The organism is Prevotella rectalis (assembly GCF_900607215.1).
In the GTDB taxonomy this organism is placed as follows: Bacteria; Bacteroidota; Bacteroidia; order Bacteroidales; family Bacteroidaceae; genus Prevotella; species Prevotella brunnea.
Genome location: NZ_LR027822.1, coordinates 847,361 through 861,072, shown reverse-complemented (window position 1 = coordinate 861,072; position 13,712 = coordinate 847,361). Strand labels below are relative to the sequence as shown.

Below are 13,712 nucleotides of genomic sequence, written 5' to 3'. Positions count from 1 at the left end.
TTATTGTTGTCATACATAGTTGCGAATGTCGAACTCCTCGATGTTGTCCGGCACGACGAACTCCTTTTCAGATTTCTTCAGCCGAATCTCGATAAGCCCCTTGATGCGGATGCCTATCTCCGAAGAGCCTTCCATCATTTTCTCGTACAACTCCGTGCCCTCCATGTCGGTGAACACCTTAGCCGCCTTTTCACGTTCCGCCTGTGTCGCGTCCGGGTTTTTGGCGGTCTTGCAGGCGTCGTCAATCTCGTCAAAGCTGCTGCCCGAAGCCCGTGGCGTGTCCGAGGCGTCCTCTTCCGGTTCGTCGTCCCCGTATCCCAGTTCCTCCGGCGGTATGCTCGTGAAGGTCTCATCGAGTTTTTCCTCCGGGACTTGTGCCGGGCGGGATGCGTTTCCCGTTTTTCCGTCGTCAAAAGTAGCCTCTTCCTCCGACAGCTCAATGCCTTTTTCAATAGTGGCGGCTTCTTGCGTCGGTATGGCAGCGGTTGTCCGGGTGGATGCCATCCTGAAACGGCTCTTGCCGATGATGTCCGCCTTTTCCGCAGGGACTTCCTCGTGTGCCGCTATGCGTTTAGCCTCATTCCCGTCCAGTGACCGCCATAATCCGACAATGCCCTTGAAGAAGCGGACAATCCGCGTGTCCATGATGCGCTCGTAAAGGAGCAGGAACAGGAACCAGAGGTTGCAGCCGACCGATACCGCCAGCAGAATGTCTGTCATGCTGATTGTGTAATTCATATCCTTCCGTTTTTGGTTAGAATACTGAATTGTAATTTCGGGCATAAAGGCTCTTTATCGCATCTTCGCACTGGTTGAAGTGGTGCGTCAGCACATGGTCGATGTAAGCGGACAGCGTAAGCCGGTCATGCCCGATTACACGGGTGATACGCATGATACGCTCGTGGTACTCCGGGCGCACATACGCCATCTTCCCCTCACGTGCCTTTACTTCCGGGTCGCGGATGAACAGGCGTTCATAGTCCTTCTCACTGCATTTGCCGCTTACCGGGACAGGCGACAGTATTTCCACACTCGCCTGCACTTGGGTAAACATACCTCCGCAGTCTTGCTGTGGTCTTTTTTCATTCGGTGTCATTTCTTTTTCCATTTTCAAATCAGATCTTCACGTTGTTTCTTGTACAGTTCGTTGATTCTCTCCTTGTGCTGTTCCAGATGCTGGCGCAGCACGGTATCCACATATCCGCCTACTGAGATTTCCCCTCCGGCGATGTCGTTCACGATTCTGAGGATCTTGCCGTGGACGTCACGGCTGATATAGACACATTGGCGGGTCTTTATCTCGTTGCGGCGCAGGAATAGCTCGTTGTAGTCCTCGTCCTGCCTTTTCCGGCGTCCACTTTCCCTCTGCGCTTTTTCCCGTGTTACGGGTTGCACAGGAGATGGTTCCGGTGCGGCGGTGTCCTCTTCGGTCGGTGCAGCTGCGGGTACTTCCTGTGCGGGGCGCAGTGTCCCGTCCTGTGTGCGCCGCCCGATGGAGGCTAACAGCAGTTCCTCGTCGATGCCTTCCGTGTTCACTTTCCTGCTGCCCATGCTCACTGCGGTCTGATGATGTCGCTTATCTCTTCGGAAAACTCCCGGATGCCACTCCCTTTCAGCAGTGCCGTGTCCATCGGGAAGATGGTGGAGCGGAAAACGCTCTTGCGCTCTTCCGAAAGGTCACGGCGGAACTTCTTGCTGTCGGGCAAGCGGGTGGAAAGTACCGGAAAGCCCATTTCGGCTATCACTTCCTCGTAGATGCCGTACAAGTCGTTCCTCTCCCTGCCGTCCACCATCGTCCAGAACAGATGCAGCCCCTTTGTTTTCGCCTGTCCGGTAGTCATCAGCCTGTCGCGGAACATCGTGACGAATTTCAGGGTACTCTCCACGACAAAGCGGTCGGCACTCAGCGGAGTGAAAATGTAGTCCATCTGCGAGAGCGTCTTTATCACGCCGTTGCTTCGGAGTGTGCCGGGCATGTCGAAGAACACCACGTCGGGTTTCACGTCCTCAGTGGCAATCATCCTCTCGGCATCGTCGAGGGCGTTCACCGCATTGCTTTTGACGATGGTGTAGGCGTTCTTTTTGATCCGGCGGAAATGGTCGCAAGCGAGAGCCTTGAAGTAGGTGCTGCTGTCGATAAGCCCCATTTCGTGTTCGCGCAGCCCGTGGATGCTGTGCTGCGGGTCGTCGCAGTCCACGACGGCGACATTGTAGCCTTTCACGTTGTGCAGGTAGCTGGCGGCAAGTGCCGTGACAGTGGATTTGCCGATGCCACCTTTCTGTGTTGCGAATGCAACGAAGATTTCCTTACTCATAGTTCCATTTATTTTAATTGTTGATGATTTGTTTTTCTGTTTCCATACGGATTTGGCTGTCGCACCATCCGCTTCCGTGACTACACACGCAGGCGGGTCGTCGCGTATCCGGTTCTGTGGTGAAGCGGTGCGTCGGACAAATGGTGATTGACGACATTGCGTCATGAAGTCATTGAATCCATACGTCACCGAATTGTCGGAGAACCGGGTTTCCGACGGTTCGGGTATCCGTTTCGGCAAGTATCCGAAGAAGCGGATTTCCGGGTATTTGAATGTTCCGTTTATCATATCTTCAAATCGTTCGTTTCTTGAATCATGCTGCAAATAAACAAGTATATTTTGGAACCTGTATCACTTCTCCGGCAAGTGGCGGCACGTTGCGCCGGTTGGCAGTCATTGACCGGGTCAAGCATCTGTCCGATACCGCTTTAAGGGCGTAACTTTGCACCCGGACAGCAGGGTTCGCCGATGACGCGCGGCCCGGAGTCCTGAAAGGTATTTTCCCAATCCGTCCCCTGACGGATTTTTATGTTCACCTGAACATAGCAAGATGTCTTTTCAGCCGCTCAAAATATTTTGAGCAGCCACGAAAAGCACTTGCCCTTGCAGGGGGCGGGCTTTCCCTCCGAAGTCGGGAAGCCTTTCAGAACTGCGGTGCTGTAATCCGAAGCGGCGGCTTATGCCGTCAATCCGCTAAATCCAAAGTAATATGAAAGAGAAAAGGAAAAGCAAATCAGGGAGAAATCCCAAACTTGATCCGGCGGTGTACCGGTACACCGTCCGTTTCAACGAGGAGGAACACAACCGTTTCCTCGCCATGTTCGGAAAATCGGGTGTCTATGCACGGTCTGTTTTCCTCAAAGCGCACTTCTTCGGGCAACCGTTCAAGGTGCTGAAGGTGGACAAGACGTTGGTGGACTATTACACCAAACTGTCGGATTTTCATGCACAATTCCGTGCCGTGGGTACGAATTACAACCAAGTCGTGAAGGAACTGAGGCTGCATTTTTCAGAGAAAAAGGCGATGGCGTTGCTCTACAAATTAGAGCAACACACCGTCGAACTCGTGAAACTGAGCCGCCGGATTGTGGAACTTTCAAGGGAAATGGAGGCAAAATGGTCGCAAAAATCAGTGTAGGAAGTTCGTTGTACGGCGCGATTGCCTACAACGGGGAGAAGATTAACGAGGCGCAGGGGCGGCTTCTCACCACCAACCGCATCTACAATGACGGTTCGGGAACGGTGGACATAGGCAAGGCGATGGAGGGTTTTCTCACCTTCCTGCCACCGCAGATGAAGATCGAGAAGCCGGTGGTGCATATCTCTCTCAACCCGCACCCGGAGGATGTGCTGACCGATATTGAGTTGCAGAATATCGCCCGCGAGTATCTGGAAAAACTCGGTTTCGGAAACCAGCCTTATCTTGTATTCAAGCACGAGGACATCGACCGCCACCACCTGCACATCGTGACGGTCAACGTGGACGAGAACGGGAAAAGGCTCAACCGGGATTTTCTCTACCGCCGCAGCGACCGTATCCGCAGGGAACTGGAACAGAAGTACGGATTGCATCCGGCAGAACGTAAAAATCAGAGATTGGATAATCCGTTGCGCAAGGTGGCCGCATCGGCAGGTGATGTGAAGAAGCAGGTAGGCAACACCGTGAAGGCTCTGAATGGGCAGTACCGTTTCCAGACGATGGGCGAATACCGTGCGCTCCTTTCCTTATATAATATGACGGTGGAGGAAGCGAGGGGCAACGTGCGCGGACGGGAGTATCACGGGCTGGTCTATTCCGTCACGGACGACAAGGGTAACAAGGTGGGCAACCCGTTCAAATCCTCGCTTTTCGGGAAGTCCGCAGGCTATGAAGCCGTACAGAAGAAGTTTGTCCGTTCCAAATCGGAAATCAAGGATAGGAAACTGGCAGACATGACGAAACGCACCGTCCTTTCCGTGCTGCAAGGCACTTATGACAAGGACAAATTTGTATCCCAACTCAAAGAGAAGGGCATCGACACCGTACTGCGCTACACAGAGGAAGGGCGCATCTATGGGGCTACCTTCATCGACCACCGCACGGGATGCGTGCTGAACGGTTCGCGCATGGGTAAGGAGCTTTCGGCGAATGCCTTGCAGGAACACTTCACCCTGCCATACGCCGGACAACCGCCGATACCGCTATCCATCCCTGTGGATGCTGCGGACAAGGCACACGGGCAGACCGCCTACGACAGTGAAGATATATCGGGCGGTATGGGCTTGCTCACTCCCGAAGGTCCGGCGGTAGATGCCGAGGAAGAGGCTTTCATCCGGGCGATGAAGCGCAAAAAGAAGAAAAAACGCAAGGGCTTGGGTATGTAATCAGAGTATCAACAATTAAAAAATCAATGTATGTCACAACAAGAAGACGATTTGAGGGCATTGGCGAAAATCATGGATTTTCTGCGTGCCGTGAGTATCATTTTAGTGGTCATGAACGTGTACTGGTTCTGCTACGAAGCCATCCGGCTGTGGGGCGTGAACATCGGCGTGGTGGACAAAATCCTTCTGAACTTCGACCGCACGGCGGGGCTGTTCCATTCCATTCTCTACACGAAGCTGTTTTCCGTCCTTTTGCTTGCCTTGTCCTGTCTGGGTACGAAGGGTGTCAAGGGTGAGAAAATCACTTGGGGGAGAATCTGGACAGCATTTGCCGTCGGGTTCGTGCTGTTTTTCCTGAACTGGTGGTTGCTGCCCCTGCCGCTGCCGCTTGAAGCGGTGACGGGACTGTATGTCCTTACCATTGGAACGGGCTATGTCTGCCTGTTGATGGGTGGTCTGTGGATGAGCCGCCTGTTGAAACACAATTTGATGGAGGATGTTTTCAACAACGAGAACGAGAGTTTCATGCAGGAAACGAGGCTTATCGAAAGCGAGTATTCGGTCAATCTGCCGACACGTTTCTATTACAGGAAACGCTGGAACAACGGTTGGATCAATGTAGTTAATCCCTTCCGTGCGTCCATCGTGTTGGGTACGCCGGGCAGCGGCAAGTCCTATGCCGTGGTAAACAATTTTATCAAGCAACAGATTGAAAAGGGCTTTAGTCAATACATCTACGATTTCAAGTATCCCGACCTATCTACTATTGCCTACAACCATTTGCTGAACCACCCGGACGGCTACAAGGTAAAGCCGAAGTTCTATGTGATCAACTTCGACGACCCGCGACGCTCTCATCGGTGCAATCCCATTCACCCGGATTTTATGGAAGATATTACGGATGCCTATGAGAGTGCCTACACAATAATGCTCAACCTCAATAAAACGTGGGTGCAAAAGCAGGGCGACTTCTTCGTGGAGTCACCTATCATTCTGTTTGCCAGTATTATCTGGTATCTCAAAATCTATCAGAACGGGAAGTTTTGCACGTTTCCCCATGCTATCGAGTTTCTGAACCGCCGTTACGAGGATATATTTCCGATACTGACCTCTTATCCGGAGCTGGAGAACTACCTTTCGCCGTTCATGGATGCGTGGCTTGGAGGGGCTGCGGAGCAGCTCATGGGTCAGATAGCGTCGGCAAAAATCCCGCTTTCGAGGATGATTTCACCGCAGCTCTACTGGGTGATGTCAGACAGCGAGTTTACGCTGGACATCAACAATCCCGAAGAGCCGAAAATCCTCTGCGTGGGTAACAATCCCGACCGTCAGAATATCTACGGTGCGGCACTCGGTCTGTATAATTCCCGTATCGTGAAGCTCATCAACAAGAAGGGGATGCTGAAGTCATCGGTCATCATCGACGAGTTGCCCACAATATACTTCAAAGGGTTGGACAATCTTATAGCTACCGCCCGAAGCAACAAGGTTGCCGTGTGTCTGGGCTTTCAGGATTTCAGCCAGTTAGTGCGTGACTACGGGGACAAAGAGGCGAAAGTGGTGATGAACACTGTCGGCAATATTTTCTCCGGTCAGGTGGTGGGGGAAACAGCCAAGACGCTCTCCGAGCGGTTCGGTAAGGTGTTGCAGAAACGGCAGTCCATCTCCATCAACCGGCAGGATGTTTCCACCTCCATCAACACGCAGATGGACGCGCTCATTCCACCGAGTAAGATTTCCGGGCTTACGCAGGGAATGTTTGTCGGTTCTGTATCCGACAACTTCAACGAGCGTATCGAGCAGAAGATTTTTCATTGCGAGATTGTGGTGGATGCCGAAAAGGTGAAACGGGAAGAAAGTGCCTACAAGAAAATTCCCGTCATTACAAACTTCACGGACGAGGACGGCAACGACCGCATGAAGGAAACGGTGCAGGCGAACTACCGGCGCATCAAGGAAGAGGTGAAGCAGATTGTGCAGGAGGAACTGGAGCGTATCAAAAACGATCCGGTGCTGTGTAAACTGCTACCAGATAATGAGACTGTCTAACAAGTCCCCAAAATTGAAAATTATCCCTATCGAAGTTTGAAGTGACCCCCAAAAGTTGGATACAATTTTTTTGGGGGGCACTTCAGTTCTGACGGGTAAAATCGTAAAATTCGGACTTGTTAGACAAATACTTACGCGGTTTCAACCTCAGGTACTGAATCTATCGAATTGACAAATTTAACCAATTGCGGATCTGAATCTTTTTGTATGAGGTTTCGGAGACTCTTTTTCAATTCATAAGCATCATCCCCTGCTGTATTTATTAAATCCATATAAAAATCTTTGTTTTGCAGAATCAATGAACGGCATGCCCCATCGGAAATTACAGGTTTCACTATTTTATCAATAACGTCTCCAGCTTGACTTTTCAAATTACCATGCGATCTAAGCCATGTTTCGAAAAATTGAAACTTTATTGCATTGATAGTCTTTTTACCGATGCAGAAATCATTTCTTATATCGGTAACTGTCGATTTAATTTTTCGTTTATCCAATCTTTCAACTATATTCTTGAAACAATTAGGGAAAGGATTCAAACTTTGAGTTCCAGAAGCAATATCCATCAGAATCTTTTTGCCAAATTCAGTCAAGTTATCTGGCAAGGATTTGATTTTAGCCAGTAAATGTTTTATTGCGACAAACCAATAATATGATGTATGTGCTGTTCTTTGGGCGTATAATGTATCAACACTTATTTCAGACAACGCTTCGAACGCTATTTTATTGATATGATCGGTCAGGACATTGCTTATTTTAGTGGTCAAATCGTAAAAAGATGCGTCAGGAATTACATCTTTAATATTGTTCTTAGTGATATACTTATCCAAATCGGTATTCCACTCTGCTAAATGCTCGATAAATACCTCATCCGTTACACCTATTCTGTTCTTAATATCTTCAAATTGGGGCAATATGTCTGAGAGCAATAATTTATAGCCAAGTTTATGATTTACCATGTATTGTAGTGTTTCATTTAATAGCGGTATATTCCATCCCACACTATTTACTAATAAGTCTCCATGATCCACATAATAGTCCATGAGTTCTGCAACATATTTTATATCTCCACCCTCTATTAAGGAAACGGAATGACCATGTGCCAATTGCATGGCGACTAAATCGTAATATCCAGACTCTTTAATGTTTCGGCCATCAGTTTCTAATTCAGAATGCAACTGATTTATGTAGGTTGAATCTAACGTTACAGGTAAAGGTCTTTCTTCGTCAGATGCCAATAAACGATAGGTTGTAAATATAGCCCCTATATTATCTTTATTTACATTCTGTTCATCAATGCAATTCGTGATCGCTTGCAAAAGCGTTGGAAACGTATAGGTAGAATTATCTTTTAACGTTTTTACAATATCTGCATGGTCGAAATTATCGGGTAGTAAGTTTGCCAAATAATTATCGAGCGCCTCCGAATTTGTTGCTACTTGATAATATTTATATGCTTTAGTTGTCGCGTTATCCCGATAGGCAGCATCTGTTGCATTTGCAGCTTGAATATAATCGATAAATGTATTTGGCTTGACTGTTTTTGCTTCAATCAATGACGTAAAATCGCACGCCAACTTATTTTGCGCAATAAACCTGTCTATTGCATCTAACGTTTTGAAATAGTCGCCGCCATTGAAGTCATTGAACCGAACTATCTTCTTATATAATTGAGCAATCACATGGTTTTGGCTTTCCGTGTCTAAATGCAACAGCAGTTCTTGGTATTCGACAGGGAACACCTGCTTCTCTATGGATTCTTTTAATTTCAATTGTGCTATTCTTTGCCATACACGCAGAATAACATCGCTCTTTCGAGTTAATTTATGCAAACAATGTATAATCTTATCGATAAGCGCATTGTCCATACATTGTATAACTTCTTCTAATACAGTGTCAAATTGTTTATTAGTCTCTGCATATTGATTTATGTCGTGGTCTTCTTCTCCGTTGATGCAGCCTTCAATATATTTTTCAATGGAATTTGTCGAGCATCTTCAACATCGACACCATATACCAAAGCTGCAATTTCGCGTTGTGTTTGCAGATCATTGTTAATTATTGTTTGAATGCCATTCAGATAGTCGCCGGACAATATTTGTTCTACTGGATTTGCCAGAATATCCGTCTTCTTCAAACAGAACAATGCTATGTTTATCATCAAAATTTCGTTACACCACTCTTGTTTAAGAGCGACCATCTCATTGATATATGATATAATTTCCCTAACATTGGCATTAGGATTTACCAATCTGAATATCCGATTTATAGTTTCTTTCGCTTCATTTTCTGTTTCTCCAAATGCTTCAACAAACAGTTTGTTGAATATACTTCGATAGTCGGTAATAACAGGAGGAGCAACACGATAAACAATAGGGAAAGTTTTATTGATAAAATACTTGGTCAGTTGTTTCGTTTGTTCGTCGGTCTCATCTCCGAATGCACAAGCTAAATGTGTTTCATCGAAAGGAATAACAGCCCAAACATTTTCAAAACCGCTATCGGCGAAGAACGTATGGATAGAAGACCATAATTCTTTTACTTTTTCAGCGGGGAGACGATCCATGTTGTCAAAAACAAGGACTAATTTACGTTGTCCTTTTTCCTTGATAAAATCAGAAATGTCTTGCATCCATGTTTTGAACTCGTAAACCGTTGGTTCGTCTTCGCTCAAAGTCTCATAGCAAACGTCCTTTTCGACTTTATCTTGATAAATAGCTAACATATAACTCCATCCATATTTATGATCTTTGCTATATGCCCATTTCCAAACGCACAATGCAATAAGAACTGGCAGTGCAGCTATGATAATAGACAATAAAGAAAACCACCATGTTGTGGGTGTAGGTTTTACTGCATACGCAATAAATGTAAATATCGGAGTTAAAACTGCAACCAAAAATGCCGCAACCATACCATTACTGATAAGGGGATATTTTTCGGTTACGGTCTCCGTTTTACGGGCTAATAAATATTTCAGCTTTTCAGACCATGATACGGTTTTCGTACCTCCACCTTTGACTTTTATTGTTGCATTTCCAGATAGGATACCATCATCAATAAGTTTGCTTGTAAGCAATTCCAATATAGAGCGGCGTTGCAAGTCCTCTTGATGTCCCCATGCGTCATACTCAAAAAAGTAATAGTCGTCTGATAATTCACGTTCCAACATTTTAACCACGTTGGATTTTCCAGATCCCCAAATACCTTCGATGCCGATAATTCGAGGTAAAGTACATTCCTCATCCAATGAATCATTCTGACAAAAATGGCGAGCAATAGTTTTTGCCAACCTTTCTTGCGAACCTCCATCGAATTTGTCAATACCACACGGTTTATTTTGGATAAACCGCGGATATTGCTGTTTGGATTGTAGTTTTGTTTCCATATACGTAATTTATTGATTATACGAACTCCAAATAATTCTCCCGATTTACCACATGAAACTCGGCATAGGGATAGGCTTCTTGGAAGGCTTTCGGTGCGGCCGGCATTTTATTTCCCCACTTGAACTCCAAGGCGGTAAGACTGTCGGCACTCTCCTCAATCAGGTCGATTTCCTGTTTGTCGTAGGTGCGCCAGAAATAGAACTCCCTGTGCAGTCCCTCATTGAAGTTCGCTTTGCGCCGCTCTCCGATGATGTAGTTCTCCCACAGCGCACCGACATCCTGCCGAATGGCCAGCGGTGAGAAAGCCCCGATAATGGCATTGCGAATGCCGTTGTCGTAGAAGTACCACTTGCCAGCTTTTGTAACCTCCTTGCGTAGGTTACGCGAATAAGCCCCCAGACGATAGATAACGAAGACCTTTTCCAATAGGTCGAGGTATTTTTCAACGGTCGTCTTGCTCATGCCGAGTTGTTTACCTAACTCTTCGTAAGAAACTTCGCTGCCCAACTGAAAAGCTATCAATCGCAGTAGATCGCGCATCTTGCTCGAATTTTTTAAGCCGTCAATTGCTAAGATATCTTTAAGCAGGTATGCACCGACAATATCACGTAGGTAGTCTGTTTTACGTTCATAGTTCTCCATCATTACTACTTCGGGATAGGAACCGTAAATCAAGCGCGCTTCGAGGTTCTGGCGGGTTTCAAGTGCCGTTTCCGTCTGTGCGATTTCCCGTTGCGAGAATGGTGTAAGGAGAAATTGCGTACTGCGGCCGACCAACGGTTCACCAGTCTTATTCAGCAAATCGAATGACGAAGAACCACTTGCCAAGACACTTATTCCCGGTATTTCATCAACTATCAACTTCAGAATACTACCGATTTGTGGTATGTTCTGTGCCTCATCAATAGCCAGCAAATCAATACCATCCAATAAATGCCGATAATTGGCTATTGAGCGATTCTCCAATAGTGCTAATGTGTCGTAGTCTTCGCCGTTGAGCATCATCGTCCTACCTGAATAGTTGTCCACAATTTTACGCATCATTACCGTTTTACCAACACGGCGAGCACCAAAAATCAGTACTGCTTTATTGGGCGCGATTCGTGCTGTAATCTTCTCTTGAAGTATTCTATTTACTGTTTCCATACCTTATAAAATATAATGCAAAGATAATCATATTTTTTTAATTGGCGAATTTTACAAAAAAAACGGGCTATTAAATGGCGATTTTTACAACCACAATCTTATGGAAGTTGTTTCATTGTTTTTAGTAATGATATATGTTCATACTATGATGACTCAATAATTTACCAGACATACGTTTCTGAAATTTGTCCTTATAGGAATGAAAAACTCACATATATTGTGCTAATTAGTCGTCCCTCAAGAACTCGACTTACAACCAGCAAAAGGTATTGGATAACACCTTTGTTTCGTTAAAGTTGGAATCCACTCCTTGAATACTCCATTTTATCATAGTTCGAATAAGGCACAAAAGAAGCCGCATGGCTCTTTTGAAGTTGAATGCAGCCGCAGCGAGCATCACGTTGATGGCATCACCCAAGAGACCCTTGTAGAAGTTCCTCCCCAATCGATGATCTGCCTTGCAGTGCCCTATGACAGGCTCTATTCCTGCTCTCTTGCGGAAGAACATTTGTTTTTTCTTTTTCGTGTGTGGCGAGTCGCTTGCCTTGGGAACGCCGGGTATCATGATGTTCGTCTCTCCGCACGTTTCCTGCCCGCGATACCCTCTGTCCCCAGCGAGTCTTTTGATTTTCCTGCCATAGACCCTGCCGACCTGCTCCATTGCCTTGTCTATCGTATGACCGTCGTATTCATTGCGGAAAGATAATGCACCGACAATGAGACCATTCCACAGTCTGACAAGGGAGACTTTATTGCCGAACTCGTATTTCTTGTGGTCCTTCCCCTTGCTGATGCACAACACGTCCGGCTCATGAAGGGAGTAGATCTTGTGACCGTCCATTCTCTCGCCGTTAACAAACTTCATGCAGACCTCAATACGTTCTTGGTAAGAGTTCTCAGGGGGCAAATTCCGAACCAGCTCGCGCAACAGCCTTCCGGCGATGGTGCGCATCCGACGGTCGGCTTTCCTTACCTTGGCTGAACTGTTCTTCCTGCCACGGAAACGCTGCACAAGCTTAAGTCTCTTGATTTCCCCGGCATAGCTTTGGCGCACCTTGAGATGCTCTGCATGAGCCACGTCGCGGCAGAAACCGATGATTTTATTCAGGAGTTTCGAATCCGTGGGGAACGTGACGTTCTTCTCCTGCACGGTTGAGTCGATAAAGGCTGTCTGCTCGGTGTCGGACTTGCGTCCACGACCGTCCTTGCCGTCATTTCTGTTTTCATTCTCTTTCCGCTTGTCGTCAAGCAGCAGGTTGACCCGGATGCTCTCCTTGAGAATCAACTCCATGCCCGCCTCGCCAATGCGATGGCGGAACTCCACGAGTTCCGTCGGTACGCAAGGCTTGGCGATGGTGAAGGATTCCATTCCGCAAAAATACTGGTAGTAGGCGTTCTCCGAGAACTGTTCCACGACGCTCTCGTCCGAGACGTTGCGAATATGCTTCAGCACTATAAGACCGACCATCAGGCGGATAGGCTTGGCCATGCGTCCGTTGTCCTTACAGTACAAGGGGGCAAAGGAACGCTCAAAGGTTTCCCAATTTATCAGATTGGCAAGTTTGTACATTGGATGGGTGGGATTGAGCATGGATGCCAAGTCCCAAAACATTGATACCTGATGGGTGTTGGATGGAGATTTATACATTGTTGATTTGCAAGATTTTACCATGCAAAGATACAAAAACTTGTAGATATATACAAATAATAGAAAGGCTATTTTATTGATAATCAATAGGTTATTTACTTTTCAAGGGACGACTAATTAATATATAATTAAATGAAAATAAAAAGACAGGATACGAGTATTCCTGTCTTCTCATATGTAATGGATATTTTTTTATTTTCTCATCCGCTCCAACTCCTCATCACGCAACATTCTCTCGTTCAGTTTTTCCTGCATCCTGTCAATGAAATAGGTGCGGCTTTCGTTCTTCCGGCGTTTGATATCAGTGTAGAAGCGGTAGCAGTCTTTAGAATCAACCCCGAATATCTTATAGAGAAGTGGGGCGAGCTGTTTGAGCGGCATATTGCCGTTGTTGATGCAGCCCATCACGTCTATGCCGTAGATAAGTTCCACGAGGTCGATGGCATTGCCCGTCCATTGAAGAAGGCTGGCGGTGGTTTCTGTTGCGTTGTTGGCGGATATTAGTGGTGGCACTTGGGGCGTGGCAAGGAATTTCTGCATCTTTCTTACGAAAGACAGAGCCTTGCTGACGTAGGCGGCAATCTCTCTTTTTTCTTCTGACAGATTACGTACGGGATGGTGCTGCAACTCGATTTCGATGTAGGCAAGCGCGATGACGGTAAGGTTCATGTCCATGCCGCCGTTGCACAGTTCGATCACTTGGGTGGCGAAAGCCGTGTATGCCGTTTCCATATTGCAGTCGCCGGCTTCGTTTATCAGGCGGAAAAAGTCGGTTTCCGCCAGCAAGAAATAATTCATGGTTCT

10 protein-coding genes and 1 pseudogene are annotated in these 13,712 nt (G+C 46.8%); 3 read left to right on the top strand and 8 right to left on the bottom strand.

All coding sequences use genetic code 11. The annotated features are described in order from the left end of the window. Window positions 1–9: 9 nt before the first annotated feature. From E0E16_RS11910 to E0E16_RS11895, 4 genes are read right to left on the bottom strand one after another with little or no spacing between them, the layout of a single operon-like run. Window positions 10–738, bottom strand: coding sequence for a hypothetical protein (locus E0E16_RS11910; RefSeq protein ID WP_004304280.1), 729 nt, complete (start codon window positions 736–738; stop codon window positions 10–12). A 16-nt stretch (window positions 739–754) separates the two neighbouring features. Then, the gene (locus tag E0E16_RS11905; RefSeq protein WP_004291505.1) at window positions 755–1,108 is read right to left on the bottom strand and encodes a DUF3408 domain-containing protein; all 354 of its coding nucleotides are present in this window, start codon (window positions 1,106–1,108) and stop codon (window positions 755–757) included. 2 nt (window positions 1,109–1,110) lie between these two features. Continuing rightward, window positions 1,111–1,551 carry a DUF3408 domain-containing protein gene (locus E0E16_RS11900; RefSeq protein WP_004291503.1) on the bottom strand — a complete coding sequence of 147 codons (441 nt, stop codon included), beginning with the start codon at window positions 1,549–1,551 and terminating at the stop codon, window positions 1,111–1,113. A 2-nt stretch (window positions 1,552–1,553) separates the two neighbouring features. Further along, on the bottom strand, window positions 1,554–2,603 hold the full coding sequence (locus tag E0E16_RS11895) for a ParA family protein (protein ID WP_004291492.1): 1,050 nt from the start codon (window positions 2,601–2,603) through the stop codon (window positions 1,554–1,556). Between the two features lie 421 nt (window positions 2,604–3,024). Here E0E16_RS11895 and mobA point away from each other — a divergent pair, with 421 nt between their 5' ends. From mobA to mobC, 3 genes are read left to right on the top strand one after another with little or no spacing between them, the layout of a single operon-like run. Next, a complete protein-coding gene (mobA, locus tag E0E16_RS11880; RefSeq protein WP_004291488.1) occupies window positions 3,025–3,453 on the top strand; it encodes a conjugal transfer protein MobA in 429 nt (142 codons plus the stop codon). Further along, a complete protein-coding gene (mobB, locus tag E0E16_RS11875; RefSeq protein ID WP_004291483.1) occupies window positions 3,432–4,679 on the top strand; it encodes a conjugal transfer protein MobB in 1,248 nt (415 codons plus the stop codon). Before mobA ends, mobB begins: the two co-directional genes overlap by 22 nt. 30 nt (window positions 4,680–4,709) lie before the next feature. Further along, a complete protein-coding gene (gene mobC / locus E0E16_RS11870; protein ID WP_004291482.1) occupies window positions 4,710–6,728 on the top strand; it encodes a conjugal transfer protein MobC in 2,019 nt (672 codons plus the stop codon). A 131-nt stretch (window positions 6,729–6,859) separates the two neighbouring features. Here the strand turns inward: mobC and E0E16_RS11865 are convergent. The 4 genes and pseudogenes from E0E16_RS11865 to E0E16_RS11850 form a co-directional block, all read right to left on the bottom strand. Beyond that, a pseudogene (locus E0E16_RS11865) lies at window positions 6,860–10,113 on the bottom strand (P-loop NTPase fold protein). Between the two features lie 16 nt (window positions 10,114–10,129). Then, on the bottom strand, window positions 10,130–11,260 hold the full coding sequence (locus tag E0E16_RS11860; protein WP_004291480.1) for an ATP-binding protein: 1,131 nt from the start codon (window positions 11,258–11,260) through the stop codon (window positions 10,130–10,132). Window positions 11,261–11,510: 250 nt separating this feature from the next. Further along, entirely contained in the window at window positions 11,511–12,908 is a 1,398-nt protein-coding gene (locus E0E16_RS11855; protein ID WP_130829655.1) for an IS5 family transposase, read from the bottom strand. A 192-nt stretch (window positions 12,909–13,100) separates the two neighbouring features. Continuing rightward, window positions 13,101–13,706, bottom strand: a complete 606-nt coding sequence (locus E0E16_RS11850) for an RteC domain-containing protein (protein WP_004304269.1) — start codon at window positions 13,704–13,706, stop codon at window positions 13,101–13,103. Window positions 13,707–13,712 lie beyond the last annotated feature (6 nt).

What these genes read in the sequence shown, in the direction of transcription:
- E0E16_RS11900 (WP_004291503.1), bottom strand. Translation starts at nt 1,551, where the DNA reads ATGGGCAGCAGGAAAGTGAACACGGAAGGCATCGACGAGGAACTGCTG.
- E0E16_RS11860 (WP_004291480.1), bottom strand. Translation starts at nt 11,260, where the DNA reads ATGGAAACAGTAAATAGAATACTTCAAGAGAAGATTACAGCACGAATC.
- mobB (WP_004291483.1), top strand. Translation starts at nt 3,432, where the DNA reads ATGGTCGCAAAAATCAGTGTAGGAAGTTCGTTGTACGGCGCGATTGCC.
- E0E16_RS11850 (WP_004304269.1), bottom strand. Translation starts at nt 13,706, where the DNA reads ATGAATTATTTCTTGCTGGCGGAAACCGACTTTTTCCGCCTGATAAAC.
- mobA (WP_004291488.1), top strand. Translation starts at nt 3,025, where the DNA reads ATGAAAGAGAAAAGGAAAAGCAAATCAGGGAGAAATCCCAAACTTGAT.
- E0E16_RS11905 (WP_004291505.1), bottom strand. Translation starts at nt 1,108, where the DNA reads ATGGAAAAAGAAATGACACCGAATGAAAAAAGACCACAGCAAGACTGC.
- E0E16_RS11895 (WP_004291492.1), bottom strand. Translation starts at nt 2,603, where the DNA reads ATGATAAACGGAACATTCAAATACCCGGAAATCCGCTTCTTCGGATAC.
- mobC (WP_004291482.1), top strand. Translation starts at nt 4,710, where the DNA reads ATGTCACAACAAGAAGACGATTTGAGGGCATTGGCGAAAATCATGGAT.
- E0E16_RS11855 (WP_130829655.1), bottom strand. Translation starts at nt 12,908, where the DNA reads ATGTATAAATCTCCATCCAACACCCATCAGGTATCAATGTTTTGGGAC.
- E0E16_RS11910 (WP_004304280.1), bottom strand. Translation starts at nt 738, where the DNA reads ATGAATTACACAATCAGCATGACAGACATTCTGCTGGCGGTATCGGTC.